This window comes from Cupriavidus sp. MP-37 (assembly GCF_020618415.1).
Taxonomy (GTDB): domain Bacteria; phylum Pseudomonadota; class Gammaproteobacteria; order Burkholderiales; family Burkholderiaceae; genus Cupriavidus.
In genome coordinates, this window is record NZ_CP085344.1 from 227154 (window position 1) to 245568 (window position 18415).

The window sequence follows — 18415 nt, forward strand, 5'->3', positions numbered from 1 at the left end:
CGCCTCCCATTGCCGCCGGGCCCGCGGGCCCGGCCTCCCTGATTGCACGCCGGGGCGCGCTGTGTTGCGCGCCGCGGCCATCGAAGGAAACCCCAAGTGAGCATCGCAGAAAACCGGCAACTGGCCGAAATCCACCATTTCATCGGCGGCACCGTGCGCCGCGCCGGCGGCCAGCGCCAGGCGGATGTGTTCAACCCCGCCACCGGCGCAGTGTCCGCGCGCGTGGCGCTGGGCACCGCGCAGGACGTGGCCGATGCCGTCGCCGCCGCCAAGGCCGCCTTCCCGGCGTGGGCGGATACGCCGCCGCTGCGCCGCGCGCGCATCCTGTTCAAGTTCAAGGAGTTGCTGGACCAGCACCACGACGACCTCGCCGCGCTGATCACGCGCGAGCACGGCAAGGTGTTCTCCGATGCCAAGGGCGAGGTCACGCGCGGCATCGAGGTGGTGGAGTTTGCCTGCGGCATCCCCAACCTGCTCAAGACCGATTTCACCGACAACATCGGCGGCGGCATCGACAACTGGAACCTGCGCCAGCCGCTGGGCGTGGTGGCCGGCATCACCCCCTTCAACTTCCCGGTGATGGTGCCGATGTGGATGTTCCCGGTGGCGCTGGCGTGCGGCAATACCTTCGTGCTCAAGCCGTCCGAGCGCGATCCGTCGCCGAGCCTGCTGATCGCCGATCTGCTGCGCCAGGCCGGCCTGCCCGACGGTGTGTTCAACGTGGTGCAGGGCGACAAGGAAGCGGTCGACGCGCTGCTGGCGCACCCGGACGTGCAGGCGCTGTCGTTCGTCGGCTCGACTCCGATCGCCGAATACATCTATACCGAAGGGACGAAACACGGCAAGCGCGTGCAGGCATTGGGCGGCGCCAAGAACCACCTGGTGGTGATGCCCGACGCGGATCTCGACCAGGCCGTCGATGCACTGATCGGCGCCGCCTATGGTTCGGCCGGCGAGCGCTGCATGGCGATCTCGGTGGCGGTGGCGGTCGGCGAGGTGGCCGACCAGCTGGTGCCGCGGCTGGCCGAACGCGCCCGCGCGCTGAAGATCCGCAACGGCATGGACGCCGATGCCGAGATGGGCCCGCTGGTGACCGGCGCGCACAAGGCCAAGGTCGAAGGCTACATCGCCAAAGGCGTGGAAGAGGGCGCGACGCTGGTGACCGATGGCCGCGGCCACCAGGTCGACGGCCACGAGAATGGCTTCTACGTCGGCGGCACGCTGTTCGACCACGTGAAGCCCGACATGACGATCTACAAGGAAGAGATCTTCGGCCCGGTGCTGTCGGTGGTGCGCGTGCATGACTTTGCCGAGGCGGTGGCGCTGATCAACGCGCACGAGTATGGCAACGGCGTGTCTTGCTACACCAGCGACGGCGGCATCGCGCGCGCGTTCGCGCGGCAGATCCAGGTGGGCATGGTCGGCATCAACGTGCCGATCCCGGTGCCGATGGCGTGGCATTCGTTCGGCGGCTGGAAGCGCTCGCTGTTCGGTGACCACCATGCCTATGGCGAAGAGGGCGTGCGCTTCTACACGCGCTACAAGAGCGTGATGCAGCGCTGGCCGGACTCGATCGCCAAGGGCGCCGAGTTCACCATGCCGGTGGCGAAGTAAGCGCCGGGGCCCGGGGCATGAAGGTCAACCGCATCGTTGCCAACATCGGCACCGCCGACCCCGGCCAGGCCCGCGTGTTCTACCAGGACGTGCTGGGCCTGGAGCTGCTGATGGACCACGGCTGGATCCGCACCTACGGCAGCGATGCCGCGGCGCGGACCCAGGTCAGCTTTGCCGTGGAAGGCGGCAACGGCACGCCGGTGCCGGCGCTGTCGATCGAAGTCGACGATGTCGACGAAGCCCACCGCCGCATGGTGGCCGCCGGCTTTGCGGTGGAATACGGCCCGGCCGACGAGCCGTGGGGTGTGCGGCGCTTCTTTGTGCGCGATCCGTTCGGACAGCTGGTCAATATCCTCGCGCACGCCTGAGGGCGGGCCTTGTCTGCCATCAGTGCCGGCCTGGGCCGGCTTTCCTATCATTCCTGCAACGTGCTGGCCGCGCGCAAGTGATGTATGCGCCCGGCCAGCGGCGTACACTAGCGCCCTTTTTTCCGGGCCCGCGCGTTGCCGCCGCGGCCCGGCCATTGTTGCAGGGAGTCTGAATGAGCTTGTTCCGCACCAAGGACATCGACGCGATGCTGGCCGTCGCGCGCGATGACGGCCTGAAAAAAGTGCTGGGTCCGGTCGACCTGGTGCTGATGGGCATCGGCGCCATCATCGGCACCGGCATCTTCGTGCTGACCGGCACCGGCGCGCTGACCGCCGGGCCGGCGCTGACGGTGTCGTTCGTGATCGCGGCGCTGGCGTGCGGGTTTGCCGCGCTGTGCTACGCGGAGTTCGCCTCGGCGATCCCGGTATCGGGCTCGATCTATACCTACAGCTATGCCACGCTGGGCGAGATCGTCGCATGGATGATCGGCTGGGACCTGCTGCTCGAATACGGGCTGGCGACGTCGGCGGTGTCGGTGGGCTGGTCGGGCTATTTCCAGTCGCTGATGGCGGGCTTCGGCATGAAGCTGCCGGCGGCGCTGAGCGCGGCGCCGGGCTCGGTGCCGGGCGTGCACACCGTGCTGAACCTGCCGGCGTGCCTGATCATGCTGGCCATCACCTGGGTGGTGTCCTACGGCGTGCGCGAGTCCGCGCGCGTCAACAACCTGATGGTGGCAGTGAAGATCGGCGTGGTGCTGCTGTTTATCGCGGTGGGCGTGTGGCACGTGCAGCCGGCCAACTGGCAGCCGTTCGCACCGTTCGGCTTTGCCGGCATCTTCAATGCGGCGGCGCTGGTGTTCTTCGCCTTCATCGGCTTCGATGCCGTGACCTCGGCCGCGGAAGAAGTGCGCAACCCGCGCCGCGACCTGCCGATCGGCATCATCGGCTCGCTCGCGGTGTGCACGGTGCTGTATGTGGTGGTGGCGGCGATCATGACCGGCATCGTGCCGTTCGCGAAGTTCGCCGGCGTCGACCACCCGGTCTCGCTGGCGCTGCAGTTTGCCGGGCAGAACTGGGTGGCGGGCTTTGTCGACCTGGGCGCGATCCTGGGCATGACCACGGTGATCCTGGTGATGACCTACGGCCAGACCCGCGTGATCTTCGCCATGTCGCGCGACGGGTTGCTGCCCGAGCGGCTGTCGTCGGTGCATCCGGTCCATGCCACGCCGTATTTCGCCACCTGGACCGTCGGTGTGGTGTTTGCCGCGATTGCCGCCTTTGTGCCGCTGAAGGTGCTGGCGGAGCTGATCAATATCGGCACGCTGGCCGCCTTTACGCTGATCTCGGTCGCGGTGCTGGTGCTGCGCAAGACCCGGCCCGAGCTGCCGCGCGCGTTCCGCTGCCCGGGCGTGCCGGTGGTGCCGCTGCTGTCGATCGGCTTCTGCCTGTTTCTGATGGCACACCTGCAGGCGCTGACCTGGGCCGCCTTCCTGGTGTGGCTGGCGCTGGGGCTGGTGATCTACTTTGCCTATGCGCGGCGCAATGCCGTGCTGCATAACCACGGCGGCTGACCGGTGGCGCAGCGTCAGCGCGCGCCGCGCTCCGCTGCCGCCTTCATGAACGCCACCGCGCGCGGCTCGTTGGCATAGGCGGCGTTGATGCGGATCCACGCCGAGGTCTCGCCGCCCGGGCGGAAGTAGTTGCCGGGCGCCAGCGTCACGCCGAATTCCTCGCCCAGCGTCACCAGTTCGCGCGAATCCTCGATGCCGGGCGGGCGTGCCCACAGGAAGTTGCCGCCAGAGGGCTGGCAGAACACCTCCCAGCCGTTGCCGTGCAACTGGCGCACCGCGTTGGCGACGGCTTCGCGCACGCGCAGCCGCAGCCGTTCCACGTATTTGCGGTAGCCGCCGCGCTCCAGCAGCGCCGCGGTCACCGCCTCGGCAAAGTGCGAGCCGGCCACGCTGGTCAGCACCTTCACATCGACCAGGTCCTTGACCAGCGCCTTGTCGGCCACCAGGTAGCCGATCCGCAGCGACGCCGACACCGTCTTGGAAAAGCCGCCGATGTAGATCACGTGCTCGAGCTGGTCCAGCGTCGCCAGCCGGTCGGTGAAGTGGGTCTGGAAGTCCGAGAAGATATCGTCCTCGACGAAGCGGAAGCCATGCCGGCGCGCCAGCTCCAGCAGCCGGAACGCCACCGGCGGCGCCAGCGTCGAGCCGGTCGGGTTCTGCAGCACGCTGTTGGTGAAGAACAGCTTGGGCTTGTGCTGGCGCAGCAGCGCTTCGGTGGCGTCGGGGTCGGGGCCGTCGGGCGTGTGCGGCACGCCCACCAGCTGCACGCCGTGCAGCCGCAGCAGGCCGAACAGGTTGTAGTAGCCGGGGTCTTCGACGAACACCGTGTCGCCCGGCTTGAGCAGGTGCCGCACCACCAGGTCCAGCGCCTGGCTGGCGCCGGTGGTGATCAGCACCTGCGGCAGTTCCGCGGCGATGCCGAGCTGGCGCACGCGCAGCAACACCTGGCGGCGCAGTTCCGGATGGCCCATCGGGGTGGCGTAGTGGATCACGCTGTCGATCTCGTTGCGCGAGATCGCGCGGATCGCCTGCGTCAGGCCTTCCACGTCGCGCCAGTTCTCGGGGACGAAGCCGCCCGCGAGCTTCAGCGTGCCGCTGGGATGGTTGAACTGCTCGAGGATATGGTCGGACAGGTCCTCGGCCAGGCTGGGGTCCGACCAGCCGCGCGCCGAGCGCCCCGCCAGCGGACTGTCCGCCACATAGAAGCCCGAGCCCTGGCGCGAATCGAGCAGCCCCTGCGACACCAGCCGGTCATAGGCCTCGATCACCGGGAAGCGGCTGATGCCGTTCTCCGCGGCCAGCTGCCGGATCGACGGCAGCCGCGCACCGGGGCGTGCCTCGCGGTTGCCGATCCACGCCTTCACGCCCTCGACGATCTGCTCGGTCAGCGGAATTCCGGTGGAAGCATCTAAGATGAGTTTCATGAGCGGAGCTGCCGGGGAGGGCTGGCGAGGGCGCAACTGTCAGGAAAAACTACTGAACAGTTCATCGAAAACTGTTCACAACTGTACATGGGATTGTAGTGAGGGATGCGAATAATGGAAGCGTGGCGGAGGAAGGCGCCGGCATCCGCGTCCAGCAGAGCCCGGCACCCGAGATGACCGCCGGGCTGACAAGGAGTGCAACATGCGCGAACTACGGACTTTCGAACTGGACCAACCCGGACTGCCGGTAAGCTGGCGCGCCGGTTACGGGCAGACGGTCTGCGCGGTGGCGGGCAAGCTGTGGGTGACGGTGGAAGGCAATCCCAACGATATCTGGCTGGCGCCGGGCGACGAACTGGCGCTGCCGGAGGGCTACCGCGTGTGGCTATCGGGCGACGGCGCCGGGTCGCGCTTCACGCTGGCACAGGTGCCGGCGCCGTGGTCGCTGCGGCGCCTGCTGGCCTGGCTGCGCGCGCTGCGCCATCGGGTGGACGAGCACAGCACCGATGCATTCGGCGAGTGCCCGCGGATCTGGGCCTGAGCAGCGCCCGCTTCCTGCCGGAACAGGCCACCTGCGGGTGGCCTTTTGCTTGGCGGTGGCGCCTACTCTATAAGGACGGAGCGAGGCGGCGCTCGGGGTTCCGCCCCATTGCTTTACGTTAACGTCAACGTCATATAATCGATCGGCCCCGGATCCCGGGGCAACAGCCCGCGCGCTTGCCGCCAAGCCGGCACAGAACGGCACAATGCGGCACAGAACGGCACCAGACAGCATGACGGCGCACGCCGCGGTGGCAGCGAAACACCAGAGACGGTGGAGACAATGACCGACCTTTCCGATGTCCATGATGTGCGCCGCGGTGCGCCCCAGCCCAAGCCGGCGGTGCCGGGCACCGGCCCGGCCAACAAGGTGCGCTTCGTCACGGCGGCGTCGCTGTTCGACGGCCACGATGCCTCGATCAACATCATGCGCCGCATCCTGCAGTCGCACGGCTGCGAGGTGGTCCACCTTGGCCACAACCGGTCGGTCGAGGAGATCGTCACCGCGGCGCTGCAGGAAGACGCGCAGGGCATTGCCATCTCCAGCTACCAGGGCGGCCATGTCGAGTACTTCAAGTACATGGTCGACCTGCTGCGCGAACGGGGCGGCGAACACGTGCAGGTCTTCGGCGGCGGCGGCGGCGTGATCGTGCCCGACGAGATCCGCGAGCTGCAGGCCTATGGCGTGGCCCGGATCTACAGCCCCGAGGACGGCCAGCGCATGGGCCTGGCCGGCATGATTGCCGACATGGTGCAGCGCTGCGACATCGACCTGTCGCGCTACGCGCCCACCTCGCTCGACCCCGTCGCCGCCGGCGACCGCCGCGCGCTGGCGCAACTGATCACCGCGCTCGAAAACGGCAAGGCCGATGCGGCGCTGGTGGCGGCGATGCATGCGCAGGCGCAGCAGGCATCGATTCCCGTGCTCGGCATCACCGGCACCGGCGGCGCCGGCAAGTCGTCGCTGACCGACGAGCTGATCCGCCGCTTCCGGCTGGACCAGCAGGATGCGCTGTCGATCGCCGTGATCTCGATCGACCCGTCGCGGCGCAAGTCGGGCGGCGCGCTGCTGGGCGACCGCATCCGCATGAACGCGATCAACCACCCCAACATCTTCATGCGCTCGATGGCGACGCGCGAGGCCGGCTCCGAGATCTCGCAGGCGCTGCCGGACGCGATCGCCGCGTGCAAGGTGGCGGGCTTCGACCTGGTGATCGTCGAGACTTCCGGCATCGGCCAGGGCGACGCCGCGATCGTGCCGCACGTGGACCTGTCGTTGTACGTAATGACGCCCGAGTTCGGCGCGGCGAGCCAGCTCGAGAAGATCGACATGCTCGACTTCGCCGACTTCGTCGCCATCAACAAGTTCGACCGCAAGGGCGCGCAGGATGCCTGGCGCGACGTGGCCAAGCAGGTGCAGCGCAACCGCGAGCAATGGCACGGCAGGCCCGAGGACATGCCGGTGTACGGCACCCAGGCCTCGCGCTTCAATGACGACGGCGTCACCATGCTGTACCAGGGCCTGCGCGAGGCGCTGGCCGGACATGGCCTGAAGGTGAAGGCGGGTACGCTGCCGGTGCTCACGGGCCGCATCTCCACCGGCCAGAACGTGATCGTGCCGCCGGCGCGCAGCCGCTACCTGGCCGAGCTGGCCGACACCGTGCGCGCCTACCACCGCCGCGTGGCCGAGCAGAGCCGCATTGCGCGCGAGCGCCAGCAGCTGCGCGAATCGAGCCGCATGCTGCAGGCGGTGCAGGGCCAGGGCGATGTCGGCGCCGCGCTCGATGCACTCGCAGCGGAACGCGACAGCGCGCTCGGCCAGGTCGAACGCAAATTGCTTGCGATGTGGCCGCAGATGCGCGAGGCCTACAGCGGCGACGAATACGTGGTGAAGATCCGCGACAAGGAGATCCGCACCGGGCTGGTCACCACCACGCTGTCGGGCACCAAGGTGCGCAAGGTGGTGCTGCCGCGCTTCGAGGACGACGGCGAGGTGCTGAAGTGGCTGATGCGCGAGAACGTGCCCGGCAGCTTCCCGTACACCGCCGGCGTGTTCGCCTTCAAGCGCGAAAACGAAGACCCGACGCGCATGTTCGCCGGCGAGGGCGATGCCTTCCGCACCAACCGGCGCTTCAAGCTGGTATCCGAGGGCATGGACGCCAAGCGCCTGTCGACCGCATTCGATTCGGTCACGCTGTACGGCGAAGACCCGCACGTGCGCCCCGACATCTACGGCAAGGTGGGCAACTCGGGCGTGTCGATCGCCACGCTCGACGACCTGAAGGTGCTGTACGACGGCTTCGACCTGACCAGCCCGAGCACGTCGGTGTCGATGACCATCAACGGCCCGGCGCCGACCATCCTGGCGATGTTCATGAACACCGCCATCGACCAGCAGCTCGACAAGTTCCGCGCCGACAACGGCCGCGACCCCACCGCCGACGAAGAGGCCAAGATCCGCGCCTGGGTGCTGCAGAACGTGCGCGGCACGGTGCAGGCCGATATCCTGAAGGAAGACCAGGGCCAGAACACCTGCATCTTCTCCACCGAGTTCTCGCTCAAGGTGATGGGCGATATCCAGGAGTACTTCGTCCACCACCAGGTGCGCAACTTCTACTCGGTGTCGATCTCCGGCTACCACATCGCCGAGGCCGGCGCGAACCCGATCTCGCAGCTCGCCTTCACGCTGTCCAACGGCTTCACCTATGTCGAGGCCTACCTGGCGCGCGGCATGCACATCGACGACTTCGCGCCCAACCTGTCGTTCTTCTTCTCCAACGGCATGGATCCGGAGTACAGCGTGCTGGGTCGCGTCGCGCGCCGCATCTGGGCCGTGACCATGCGCGACAAATACGGCGCCAACGAGCGCAGCCAGAAGCTGAAGTACCACATCCAGACCTCGGGCCGCTCGCTGCATGCGCAGGAGATCGACTTCAACGATATCCGCACCACGCTGCAGGCGCTGATCGCGATCTACGACAACTGCAACTCGCTGCACACCAATGCCTACGACGAGGCCATCACCACGCCCACCGGCGAATCCGTGCGCCGCGCGCTGGCGATCCAGCTGATCATCAACCGCGAGTGGGGCGTTGCCAGGTGCGAGAACCCCAACCAGGGCAGCTTCCTGATCGAGGAGCTGACCGACCTGGTGGAAGAAGCGGTGCTGCAGGAGTTCGAGCGCATCGCCGAGCGCGGCGGCGTGCTGGGCGCGATGGAGACCGGCTACCAGCGCGGCAAGATCCAGGAGGAATCGCTCTACTACGAGCAGCTCAAGCACGATGGCACGCTGCCGCTGATCGGCGTGAACACCTTCCGCAATCCGGACGGCGACCCGGTCCCGCAGAAGCTGGAACTGGCGCGCTCCAGCGAGGCCGAGAAGCAGAGCCAGCTCGACCGCCTGCAGGCGTTCCAGCAGGCGCATGCCGATGAAGCCCCGGCGATGCTGCAGCGGCTGCGCCAGGCCGTGATCGACAACCAGAACGTGTTCGCGGTGCTGATGGACGCGGTGCGGGTCTGCTCGCTGGGGCAGATCACGCATGCGCTGTTCGAGGTCGGCGGGCAGTATCGCCGCAATATGTAGACCCGCCGGCACCGCGCAGAAAGCGTGCCCGATTACCGCGCAGGGCGGCCGCAGTGACGAGCCGCCCTGCGTTACACTCGAAGGCTGCGCCGGCGGCCGCGCCGCGGCTATCGTATTCCAGACAACGCAAGCCCGAAACCATGGACACCCAGTACAGCCCGAACAACATCTTTGCCAAGATCCTGCGCGGCGAAATGCCGTGCATCAAGGTGTACGAGGACGACGACACCATCGCCTTCATGGACATCATGCCGCAGGCCGACGGCCATACGCTGGTGGTGCCCAAGGAAGCCGCGGTCAATCTGTTCGACCTGTCGGAGCGCGGCGCCCAGGCCGCCATTGTCGCCACGCAGCGCGTGGCGCGCGCGGTGCGCGCGGCCTTCAGCCCCGACGGCATCTCGATCGGCCAGTTCAACGGCGCGGCGGCGGGCCAGACCGTGCCGCACATCCATTTCCATATCGTGCCGCGCTACAACGACCAGGCGCTGCGCGGCCACGCGCGCGACATGCAGGAGCCGGAAGTGCTCAAGGGCCATGCCGAACGCATCATCGCCGCGCTGCGCGAGCAGGGCGTCTGAGGCCCCGCATCCAGGCATTCAACCAAGCAAGCAGAGGAAGACAAGATGGCAATCAAGACGGTAGGCATCGTGGGTGCCGGCACCATGGGCAACGGCATTGCCCAGGCCTGCGCAGTAGTGGGCCTGAAGGTGGTGATGGTCGATATCAGCGACGCCGCGGTGCAGAAGGGCGTGGCCACGGTGTCGGGCAGCCTGGACCGGCTGATCAAGAAGGAAAAGCTGACCGAGGCGCAGAAGGCCGACGCGCTGGCGCGCATCCAGGGCAGCACCGCGTATGACGACCTCAAGGCCGCCGACATCGTGATCGAGGCCGCCACCGAGAACTACGACCTCAAGGTCAGGATCCTCAAGCAGATCGACGGCATCGTCGGCGACAACGTGATCATCGCGTCGAACACCTCGTCGATCTCGATCACCAAGCTGGCCGCCGTGACCTCGCGCGCCGACCGCTTTATCGGCATGCACTTCTTCAACCCGGTGCCGGTGATGGCGCTGGTCGAACTGATCCGCGGCCTGCAGACCAGCGACGCCACCCACGCCGCCGTCGAAGCGCTGGCGAGGGACCTGGGCAAGTATCCGATCACGGTCAAGAACAGCCCGGGCTTCGTCGTCAACCGCATCCTGTGCCCGATGATCAATGAAGCCTTCTGCGTGCTGGGCGAAGGCCTGGCCTCGCCGGAAGAAATCGACGAAGGCATGAAGCTGGGCTGCAACCACCCGATCGGGCCGCTGGCGCTGGCCGACATGATCGGCCTGGACACCATGCTGGCGGTGATGGAGGTGCTGTACGCCGAATTCGCCGATCCGAAGTACCGTCCGGCGATGCTGATGCGCGAGATGGTGGCGGCGGGCTACCTGGGGCGCAAGACGGGGCGTGGGGTGTACGTGTACAGCAAGTAAGTCGGGACCTGGACCCGCCCCGCTAGCGGGCGGGTCTTGCCTGAGCGAGGCCGGCGGCTGGACTTTGAGTCAGCGCCGGCCTTTTACGTTGCTGGCGCCGATGGCGTATCGGAACGCCACATTCCATAACAATCCTGTCGGTTGATTCGGTTAGTCTATTGCACTGGCATTGCGCAGGGGCCTGATTGAAACTTTTCGGGATCGTGCGAACAAGGAATTTGTAGAAGACCTCAGTCTATGACTACTGGCGAACTGATTCTGTACACCACCGAGGATGGAGGGACTCGGATCCGGCTGCGGGCGAGCGCCTGGCCGCGGACGCTGAGGATGTCGCGGCGCTGGAACGGCTAGAGCAGCAGCTTGACCCTACCGTGGTCAAGAAACGGTGACCATCGCCTCCTTCCCCGGCTCGCCGTAATCCCGCTTACACCGCGTTATATGCCGAAACACTCCGCCGCATCTGGTAACAGGAATGCGCGGTAGAGTGCACCCATTCCGTTTACGACAACACCGCATCATGGCTCATCCGGTTCTCTTTGCAGCGCTGCTCGCCGGCGTCATGTCCCTGCTGGCGGCGCGTTCGGCGATGGCGCATGTGGATGTGGGGGTGCATATCGGCGCACCGGTCTATGCCGCGCCGGCGCCGGTCTATGTGGCGCCGCCGCCGCCCGTGGTGTACGCGCCGCGCTATCACGGCTGGCATGGCGACCGCTATTGGGACGGCCGGCGCTGGTATGGGCGGCACGAATGGCGCGGCCGGCATCACCATTACCGGCACCATCATCATCACCGTCACCACCACCGGCATCATCACTACCGTCACCATGGGCGCCACGGGCACCACGGGCACGGCCATTGAGTGCTGGCGGTTTTCTCCCCTCTCCCGCTCGCGGGAGAGGGGCCGGGGGTGAGGGCAGGCGGCGGCATACCGCCGGTCTGACTTCATGGAGAAGGCTGGCCCTCACCCAGCCCTTATATGAACACCGCCCCGGTTGCAAGGTTTTGGAACCAGCTTGACGTCGCAGGATGGGGCTGCTGCCTTATATCCGGCCTGGAGCGAGTACTTGTTCTCGCGGGCCACAATGGAAGCTGCTGAGAACCGTCCTCAATCTCTCGCCACGGGCTTGTAAGCCGCTTGGGTTGGGGCAGGTTTGGGTTCCCACGGTCCTACCTGTTTCGTCATTGCTGTTTCTTGCCTGTGCAGCCGTGAAGGTTAATCAAGCGCTGGTTAAGGGAAGGTGATGCCCCCCGGCTCAGGCCGGGCGCAAGCTCACATGTCCGGGATCGTATTGGCGCCCATGGGCCATTAATGCCCAGGCTGTCCGGGCGATCTTGTTGGCCAGCGCCACGACCACCACGTTCTTGGGGCGCCGCTGCAGCATGGACAGTGCCCAGGCCGGCGGATGTTTGGTGCGCGTGAGCATCGTGCGTCCGGCGTTGACCAACTGTCGTCGCACGTAAGCGTCGCCGCGCTTGCTGATGTGACCGAGCCGTACGTTGCCGCCCGTGCCGGTCTGCGCGGGAACCAGTCCCAGGCTTGCAGCGAAGGCTCTGCCTGAGCGGAAGGCCTGGGCACAGCCCATGGTCGCGACCAAGGCGGTGGCGGTAATGGGGCCGACGCCGGGAATCTTCTCCACGATCTGCGCGGCCGGATCAGACCTCAGCCATTCCTGGAGGTCACGCTCAACCAGTTGGATCTGTTCGTCGAGTTCGCGCAGCGCACAGACCTGCCGCTCCAGCGCGCGCATCAACAAGGGCGGTACGACCTGAGCGACCTCAGCCCAGCGCTGGCGCAGCTCGGCCCGGAAGGCCAGCCGCCCCGTGCGGAAGTGCAGGCCATATTCGCCCAGCAGCCCGCGCATCTGGTTGCTCTGCCGGGTGCGCGTCTTGACCAGCCCGTCCCGTATACGATGCAACGAGAGCACAGCCTGCTGCGCTTCGGTCTTGACCGACACGACCGGCATGTCGGGTTGCCGGGCTGCAGTCCAGATGGCTCGGGCGTCCGCCGCGTCGTTCTTGTTCGTACGCACGAAGGCGCGTACGTAACCCGGGTTGAGCAACACCACTTCGTGGCCAAGGCTCTGGATCTTGCGCGCCCACCAGTGGGCACCGCCACAGGCCTCCAGTGCGATCTGCCCAGGCTGGCAATTGGACAGGAATTCGATGAGCGCGGTGCGGCTGAATCGCCGGTTCTGGGGCTTCCCCGTAATGGGGTCTATCCAGTACATCTGGAACACTGTCTTTGCAATGTCCAGCCCATATGTCATAGCATTCATTTGGGCTCTCCTCGACCTTGAGTGTTGGATCGAACTTTCACTCTGGCACATCGATGCCGTCGGTCAAGCGAGAGCCCCTTTGTTTTCTAGGCCGCGGCCTGGCTTGGCGGTAGATGGGCGGTGTTCATTCCATCTCTCCCGCAAGCGGGAGAGGGAGCACGCAACGGTTAGTGGAAGACCGTGGTGCTGTTGCCAATTGCGGTGGGCAACCGGTTGCAATGCTCAGCGCAACAGCACCAACCGCGGCACCGCGTCGGCGCCGCTCCAGACCACGGCGTTCTGCTGGTAGGCCTGGCCCAGGGCCCGCGCCTCGGCCAGCGGCAGCCCGGGCACCAGGAAGCTCGGTTCGGCCGGCCAGCCATTATCGGGATGCGCGCCGGCGGCCTCGATCGCGCGCCAGCCCAGCGCGCTCAGATCCTGCGCCAGGGCCTGTTGCCGGCGCGCGTTGGCGGCGTCGTCGCAGCGCTGGCTGAACGGGTTGGCCGCGGTGAGGAAGGCGCTGCAGTCCACCCCCAGCGCGCGGTGCAGCGCCGCCAGTGCGGCGCTGGGCTGGTCGATGCGCAAGGTCATCGGCGTGTCGCCCAGCACCCGGTAGTGCGTTTCGCGATACGCGCGCAGGGTCTCGGCGTCGATGGCGCTGGCCACGCTACTCCCCGTACTGGCGCAGTCCCTCGAGGTCGAGCACCTCGATCACGCCATAGTCCACCCGCACCAGACCCTGCTGTTCCAGCACCTTGAGCGCCTGGTTGGCGCGCTGCCGAGAGATGCCGGCGAGCAGGCCGATTTCTTCTTGCGAAATCTCCAGCGTCTTGCCGATGCCGGGATACAGGTGCTCGTTGAACAGTGACGACACCGCTCGCGCCACGCGCGAATCGATGTCGAGCAGCCGTTCATATTCCACCGCCGCAATGAACTGCCCCAGGCGCTCGTTGAACTGCGTCAGCAGGAAGCGCGTGAACGGCAGGCTGGTATCCAGCAACCACTGAAAAGTGTCGCGCGGCAGGAAGGCGATGGTCGAGCGGCGCAGCGCCATCACGTCGTACTTGCGGATCTCCGACTTCAGCACCGCGCCTTCGCCGAACCAGCCGCCGGTGGGCACGCCGGTGAAGGTCACCGACTTGCCCGACGGCGATACCGTGGTGATCTTGACGATCCCTTCGAGCACGCCCATCCAGTGCTCGGCCTTGTCGCCCTTGTGGCAGACGTAGTCGCCCTGGCTGTACTCGTGCACGAACATGGCGCGGCGCACGCGCTCGCGCTGTGCCGGACTCAGGTCTGCTGCCCACACGCAGCGGTCGACAAAATCGTTCAGCATGGCCTCGCGAAAGCTCCGGTAGGGATTAACCCGGAATTGTCACCGGCGTGACAACCGGGGGTGTTGGCATGGGCTATCGTACGATCACAACGGAACCGCGGGTGCCACCAAGGGCACGCCGGGAAGGCAGAAGACGCTTCTCCCGGCCCCTGAAGACAAGGCACAGACGGGCTTGATGCAATGCGGCAGATGCCGCCGGGCAAAGCAAGCCAAGTATAACGACCGGACCGGCGCTTGACACCGGGCGTGGACCCCCACGCCGGAGGGACAGGAGACAGCGATGCAGGAATCGTCGGCGACGACCTTTCCGCGATGGCTGCTGGCGCACGCCCAGCAGCGGCCGGACCATCCGGCCTACCGCGAAAAGGATCTCGGCATCTGGCAGACATACAGCTGGGCCCAGGCGGCACAGCAGGTGAGGGCGCTGGCATGTGGCCTGGCCGCGCTCGGTTTCAAGCGCGGCATGAACCTGGCAGTGGTGGGCGACAACCGTCCGCGCCTGTACTGGGCCATGACCGCGGCACAGGCGTTGGGCGGCGTGCCGGTGCCGCTGTACCAGGACGCCATCGCCAACGAGATGGTGTACGTGCTCAACGATGCGGAGATCGAGTTCGCCATCGTCGAGGACCAGGAGCAGGTCGACAAGCTGCTCGAGGTCGAAGCGCAGCTGGCCGAGTCCGGCCGCGCCGTGCGCCACGTCATCTTCGAAGATCCGCGCGGCCTGCTCGACTACGACCATCCGTCGCTGATGTCGTACGAGCGCCTGCAAGAGCTGGGGCGCGAATTCGACCAGGCCCACCCGGGCTTCTATGACGAGGCCATCGCCGCCGGTCAGCCCGACGACACCGCGATCATCCTCTATACCTCGGGCACCACCGGCAAGCCCAAGGGCGTATGCCATTCGCACCATGGCCTGATCGGCTCGGCGCGCAACGGCTGCGCCTTCGACAAGCTCAGCGCCGACGACGATGTGCTGTCGTACCTGCCGATGGCGTGGGTCGGCGACAACCTGTTCTCGTATGCACAGGCGATGGTGGCGGGCTTCACCGTGAACTGCCCCGAGTCGCGCGAAACGGTGATGACCGACCTGCGCGAGATCGGCCCGACCTATTACTTCGCGCCACCGCGGATTTATGAAGGCCTGCTGACGCAGGTGATGATCCGCATGGAGGATGCCGGCTGGATCAAGCGCAAGCTGTTCCACTGGGCCATGGACGTGGCGCGCCGCTGCGGCACCGCCATCCTCGACGGCCAGCCGGTATCGCTCGCCGAGCGCGCACGCTATGCGCTGGGCGAAGCGCTGGTCTACGGCCCGCTGCGCAACGTGCTGGGCATGAGCCGCATCCGCGTGGCCTATACCGCGGGCGAGGCGATCGGCCCGGACCTGTTCCGCTTCTACCGCTCGATCGGCGTGAACCTGAAGCAGTTCTACGGCCAGACCGAGACCTGTGCCTATGTGTGCCTGCAGCCCGACGGCAAGGTCAAGTTCGATTCGGTGGGGCCGGCCGCGCCGGGCATGGAAATCCGCATCGCCGACAACGGCGAGGTGCTGGTGCGCGGCGTGGGCCTGCTCAAGTCCTACTACAAGCGCGACGACGCCACCCGCGAGGCCATCAACGACGAGGGCTACTTCATGACCGGCGACGCCGGCGTGATCGACGCCGACGGCCACCTGAAGATCATCGACCGCGCCAAGGACGTCGGCAAGCTCGCCGATGGCTCGATGTTCGCGCCCAAGTACATCGAGAACAAGCTCAAGTTCTTCCCGTACATCAAGGAGGCGGTGGCGTTCGGCAACGGCCGCGACCGGGTCTGCGCCTTTATCAACATCGACTTCGAGGCGGTGGGCAACTGGGCCGAGCGCCGCCACCTGCCATACGCGGGCTACGTCGACCTGGCCGCGCAGCCGGACGTGCTGGAGATGATCGGCGAGTGCGTGAACCAGGTGAATGCGGACCTTGCCAACGACCCGATGCTGGCGGGGTCGCAGATTGCGCGCTTCCTGGTGCTGCACAAGGAGCTGGACCCGGACGACGATGAGCTGACCCGCACGCGCAAGGTGCGGCGCGGCTTTATCGCGGAGAAGTACGGGGTGCTGGTCGACGCGCTCTATGCGGGCAAGTCGGAGCAGTTCATCGAGACGCGCGTCAAGTTTGAAGACGGGCGCGAGGGCAGCGTGTCGGCCACGCTGAAGCTGGTCGATGCCAGGCGGCTGCCGGTAGCGGCGCGCGCGGCATAAGAGCACAGGTGGAGGCAGCAACATGACACAAGTGGCCTGGCAAGGCGCCGGCAAGCGCGATTGGAGCGCGGCGGCACGCACCGATGCGAGCGGCGCCGGCGGTGGTGGTGCGATGGCGCCGGCAGGACCGCTGCCCCCGGCGGGGCTGGCGGATGACAGCGGCGTGCATCCCGGCACGCGCCATGCGCAGCGCACCGGCGCGCAGGCGCGCACCGGCGGCGAGGTGATCCTGGACCTGCAGCACATCTCGCTGTCGTTCGGCGGGGTCAAGGCGCTAACCGATATCTCGTTCGACGTGTGCGAGCACGAGGTGCGCGCCATCATCGGCCCGAACGGCGCCGGCAAGAGTTCGATGCTGAACGTGATCAACGGCGTCTACCACCCGCAGCAGGGACGCATCGTGTTCCGCGGCGAGGAGCGCAAGCAGATGCACCCGACCGCCGCGGCGCGCCAGGGCATCGCGCGCACGTTCCAGAACATCGCCTTGTTCAAGGGCATGACGGTGCTGGACAACATCATGACCGGACGCAACACGCAGTTCCGCACCTCCTGGTTCGCGCACGCGCTGTGGTGGGGCCCCGCGCGCAATGAAGAGATGCGCCACCGGCAGAAGGTGGAGGAGGTGATCGACTTCCTCGAGATCCAGTCGATCCGCAAGACGCCGGTCGGGCGCCTGCCGTACGGGCTGCAGAAGCGCGTCGAGCTGGCGCGAGCGCTGGCGGCCGAGCCATCGATGCTGCTGCTCGACGAGCCCATGGCCGGCATGAACGTGGAAGAGAAGCAGGACATGTGCCGCTTCATCCTCGATGTGAACCGGCAGTTCGGCACCACCATCGTGCTGATCGAGCACGACATGGGCGTGGTGATGGATATCTCGGACCGGGTGGTGGTGCTGGACTACGGCAAGAAGATCGGGGATGGCACGCCGGAAGAGGTCAAGGGCAACCCTGACGTGATCAAGGCGTACCTCGGCACTTCGCATTGAGCGCGGTGTTGCTCCCCTCTCCCGCGCGCGGGAGAGGGGAGCAACACCCGGGCGTGAGCAATGCTGTTTGGTAAGCAAGCAAAGGCAAACCATGACGTTCTTCTTTGAAATCCTGCTCGGCGGCCTGCTGTCGGGACTGATGTACTCGCTGGTGGCGCTGGGCTTCGTGCTGATCTACAAGGCCTCGGGCGTGTTCAACTTTGCCCAGGGCGCGATGGTCTACTTTGCCGCGCTGGCGGTGGTGGGGCTGATGGACAAGGGCATGCCGATGTGGGCGGCGGTGATCGGCGCCTTCGTGGTGATGATCCTGGTCGGCATGAGCACCGAGCGCTTCGTGCTGCGCAAGCTGGTCAACCAGCCGCCGATCACGCTGTTCATGGCAACCATCGGGCTGTCGTTCTTCCTCGAAGGGCTGGGACCGCTATTGTTCGGCAACGAGGTGCGCCCGATCCACCTGGGCATCGTCGACGAGCCGATCGAATCAATCCTGACCAATTTCAACATCGTCATCTCCAAGTTCGACCTTGCCGCCGCCGCCATCGCCGGCGTGCTGGTGGGATCGCTGGCGCTGTTCTTCCAGTACACCAAGGTGGGACGCGCGCTGCGCGCGGTGGCGGACGACCACCAGGCCGCGCTGTCGCTGGGCATCCCGCTGCAGAACATCTGGGCCATCGTGTGGGGCGTGGCGGGTTTCGTCGCGCTGGTGGCGGGCATGCTGTGGGGCTCGCGCAATGGCGTGCAGTTCGCGCTGACGCTGACCGCGCTGAAGGCGCTGCCGGTGCTGATCCTGGGTGGCTTCACCTCGGTGCCCGGCGCCATCGTCGGCGGGCTGATCATAGGCGCGTCGGAGAAGCTGGCCGAAATCTATATCCCGCCGGTGTTCCAGTCGATGTTCGGTGGCAATTTCGGCGGCATCGAAGGGTGGTTCCCGTATGTGTTTGCCTTGCTCTTCCTGCTGGTGCGGCCCGAGGGGCTGTTCGGTGAGAAGCACATCGACCGCGTCTGACCGACTTCGCACAGGA

At 66.6% G+C, this 18415-nt stretch carries 15 protein-coding genes; 11 read left to right on the forward strand and 4 right to left on the reverse strand.

The window, feature by feature from the left end:
• The first annotated feature begins 96 nt into the window (after positions 1 to 96).
• From LIN44_RS01120 to LIN44_RS01130, 3 genes are all read left to right on the forward strand, one after another.
• Positions 97 to 1614, forward strand: a complete 1518-nt coding sequence (locus tag LIN44_RS01120; protein WP_370641595.1) for a CoA-acylating methylmalonate-semialdehyde dehydrogenase — start codon at positions 97 to 99, stop codon at positions 1612 to 1614.
• Positions 1615 to 1631: 17 nt separating this feature from the next.
• Positions 1632 to 1982, forward strand: a complete 351-nt coding sequence (locus LIN44_RS01125; protein ID WP_227313193.1) for a VOC family protein — start codon at positions 1632 to 1634, stop codon at positions 1980 to 1982.
• A 173-nt stretch (positions 1983 to 2155) separates the two neighbouring features.
• Positions 2156 to 3553: an amino acid permease gene (locus tag LIN44_RS01130; RefSeq protein ID WP_227313194.1), complete on the forward strand. Its 1398-nt coding sequence runs from the start codon at positions 2156 to 2158 to the stop codon at positions 3551 to 3553.
• A gap of 14 nt (positions 3554 to 3567) precedes the next feature.
• Here LIN44_RS01130 and LIN44_RS01135 read toward each other — a convergent pair whose 3' ends face one another.
• Positions 3568 to 4977 carry a PLP-dependent aminotransferase family protein gene (locus LIN44_RS01135; RefSeq protein ID WP_116294121.1) on the reverse strand — a complete coding sequence of 470 codons (1410 nt, stop codon included), beginning with the start codon at positions 4975 to 4977 and terminating at the stop codon, positions 3568 to 3570.
• Between the two features lie 202 nt (positions 4978 to 5179).
• Between LIN44_RS01135 and LIN44_RS01140 the strand changes: the two genes are divergently transcribed.
• The 5 genes from LIN44_RS01140 to LIN44_RS01160 all read left to right on the forward strand — a co-directional run bounded on the left by LIN44_RS01140 (position 5180) and on the right by LIN44_RS01160 (position 11437).
• On the forward strand, positions 5180 to 5518 hold the full coding sequence (locus LIN44_RS01140; RefSeq protein WP_227313195.1) for a DUF2917 domain-containing protein: 339 nt from the start codon (positions 5180 to 5182) through the stop codon (positions 5516 to 5518).
• 282 nt (positions 5519 to 5800) lie between these two features.
• Positions 5801 to 9100 (forward strand): fused isobutyryl-CoA mutase/GTPase IcmF, encoded by a 3300-nt coding sequence (gene icmF / locus LIN44_RS01145; protein WP_227313196.1) that lies wholly within the window; start codon positions 5801 to 5803, stop codon positions 9098 to 9100.
• Between the two features lie 140 nt (positions 9101 to 9240).
• Positions 9241 to 9678 carry an HIT family protein gene (locus tag LIN44_RS01150; RefSeq protein WP_227313197.1) on the forward strand — a complete coding sequence of 146 codons (438 nt, stop codon included), beginning with the start codon at positions 9241 to 9243 and terminating at the stop codon, positions 9676 to 9678.
• Positions 9679 to 9723: 45 nt separating this feature from the next.
• On the forward strand, positions 9724 to 10578 hold the full coding sequence (locus LIN44_RS01155) for a 3-hydroxybutyryl-CoA dehydrogenase (protein WP_227313198.1): 855 nt from the start codon (positions 9724 to 9726) through the stop codon (positions 10576 to 10578).
• Between the two features lie 517 nt (positions 10579 to 11095).
• Positions 11096 to 11437, forward strand: a complete 342-nt coding sequence (locus tag LIN44_RS01160; protein WP_227313199.1) for a hypothetical protein — start codon at positions 11096 to 11098, stop codon at positions 11435 to 11437.
• Between the two features lie 394 nt (positions 11438 to 11831).
• On the opposite strand, the gene LIN44_RS01165 is transcribed toward LIN44_RS01160, so the two are convergent.
• The 3 genes from LIN44_RS01165 to LIN44_RS01175 form a co-directional block, all read right to left on the reverse strand.
• Positions 11832 to 12854: an IS110 family transposase gene (locus LIN44_RS01165; RefSeq protein ID WP_227312327.1), complete on the reverse strand. Its 1023-nt coding sequence runs from the start codon at positions 12852 to 12854 to the stop codon at positions 11832 to 11834.
• Between the two features lie 222 nt (positions 12855 to 13076).
• Positions 13077 to 13499 carry a DUF3293 domain-containing protein gene (locus LIN44_RS01170; protein WP_227313200.1) on the reverse strand — a complete coding sequence of 141 codons (423 nt, stop codon included), beginning with the start codon at positions 13497 to 13499 and terminating at the stop codon, positions 13077 to 13079.
• 1 nt (position 13500) lies between these two features.
• A complete protein-coding gene (locus tag LIN44_RS01175; RefSeq protein WP_171514353.1) occupies positions 13501 to 14169 on the reverse strand; it encodes a Crp/Fnr family transcriptional regulator in 669 nt (222 codons plus the stop codon).
• A 280-nt stretch (positions 14170 to 14449) separates the two neighbouring features.
• Between LIN44_RS01175 and LIN44_RS01180 the strand changes: the two genes are divergently transcribed.
• From LIN44_RS01180 to LIN44_RS01190, 3 genes are all read left to right on the forward strand, one after another.
• Positions 14450 to 16408 carry a long-chain fatty acid--CoA ligase gene (locus LIN44_RS01180; protein WP_227313201.1) on the forward strand — a complete coding sequence of 653 codons (1959 nt, stop codon included), beginning with the start codon at positions 14450 to 14452 and terminating at the stop codon, positions 16406 to 16408.
• 22 nt (positions 16409 to 16430) lie between these two features.
• A complete protein-coding gene (locus LIN44_RS01185; protein ID WP_227313202.1) occupies positions 16431 to 17393 on the forward strand; it encodes an ABC transporter ATP-binding protein in 963 nt (320 codons plus the stop codon).
• 91 nt (positions 17394 to 17484) lie between these two features.
• Positions 17485 to 18399 carry a branched-chain amino acid ABC transporter permease gene (locus LIN44_RS01190; RefSeq protein ID WP_227313203.1) on the forward strand — a complete coding sequence of 305 codons (915 nt, stop codon included), beginning with the start codon at positions 17485 to 17487 and terminating at the stop codon, positions 18397 to 18399.
• Positions 18400 to 18415 lie beyond the last annotated feature (16 nt).

Bases quoted from the DNA above. Each gene is read 5' to 3' on its own strand.
- LIN44_RS01130 (WP_227313194.1), top strand. From the start codon at position 2,156: ATGAGCTTGTTCCGCACCAAGGACATCGACGCGATGCTGGCCGTCGCG.
- LIN44_RS01190 (WP_227313203.1), top strand. From the start codon at position 17,485: ATGACGTTCTTCTTTGAAATCCTGCTCGGCGGCCTGCTGTCGGGACTG.
- icmF (WP_227313196.1), top strand. From the start codon at position 5,801: ATGACCGACCTTTCCGATGTCCATGATGTGCGCCGCGGTGCGCCCCAG.
- LIN44_RS01175 (WP_171514353.1), bottom strand. From the start codon at position 14,169: ATGCTGAACGATTTTGTCGACCGCTGCGTGTGGGCAGCAGACCTGAGT.
- LIN44_RS01125 (WP_227313193.1), top strand. From the start codon at position 1,632: ATGAAGGTCAACCGCATCGTTGCCAACATCGGCACCGCCGACCCCGGC.
- LIN44_RS01160 (WP_227313199.1), top strand. From the start codon at position 11,096: ATGGCTCATCCGGTTCTCTTTGCAGCGCTGCTCGCCGGCGTCATGTCC.
- LIN44_RS01165 (WP_227312327.1), bottom strand. From the start codon at position 12,854: ATGAATGCTATGACATATGGGCTGGACATTGCAAAGACAGTGTTCCAG.
- LIN44_RS01180 (WP_227313201.1), top strand. From the start codon at position 14,450: ATGCAGGAATCGTCGGCGACGACCTTTCCGCGATGGCTGCTGGCGCAC.
- LIN44_RS01185 (WP_227313202.1), top strand. From the start codon at position 16,431: ATGACACAAGTGGCCTGGCAAGGCGCCGGCAAGCGCGATTGGAGCGCG.
- LIN44_RS01150 (WP_227313197.1), top strand. From the start codon at position 9,241: ATGGACACCCAGTACAGCCCGAACAACATCTTTGCCAAGATCCTGCGC.
- LIN44_RS01155 (WP_227313198.1), top strand. From the start codon at position 9,724: ATGGCAATCAAGACGGTAGGCATCGTGGGTGCCGGCACCATGGGCAAC.
- LIN44_RS01140 (WP_227313195.1), top strand. From the start codon at position 5,180: ATGCGCGAACTACGGACTTTCGAACTGGACCAACCCGGACTGCCGGTA.
- LIN44_RS01135 (WP_116294121.1), bottom strand. From the start codon at position 4,977: ATGAAACTCATCTTAGATGCTTCCACCGGAATTCCGCTGACCGAGCAG.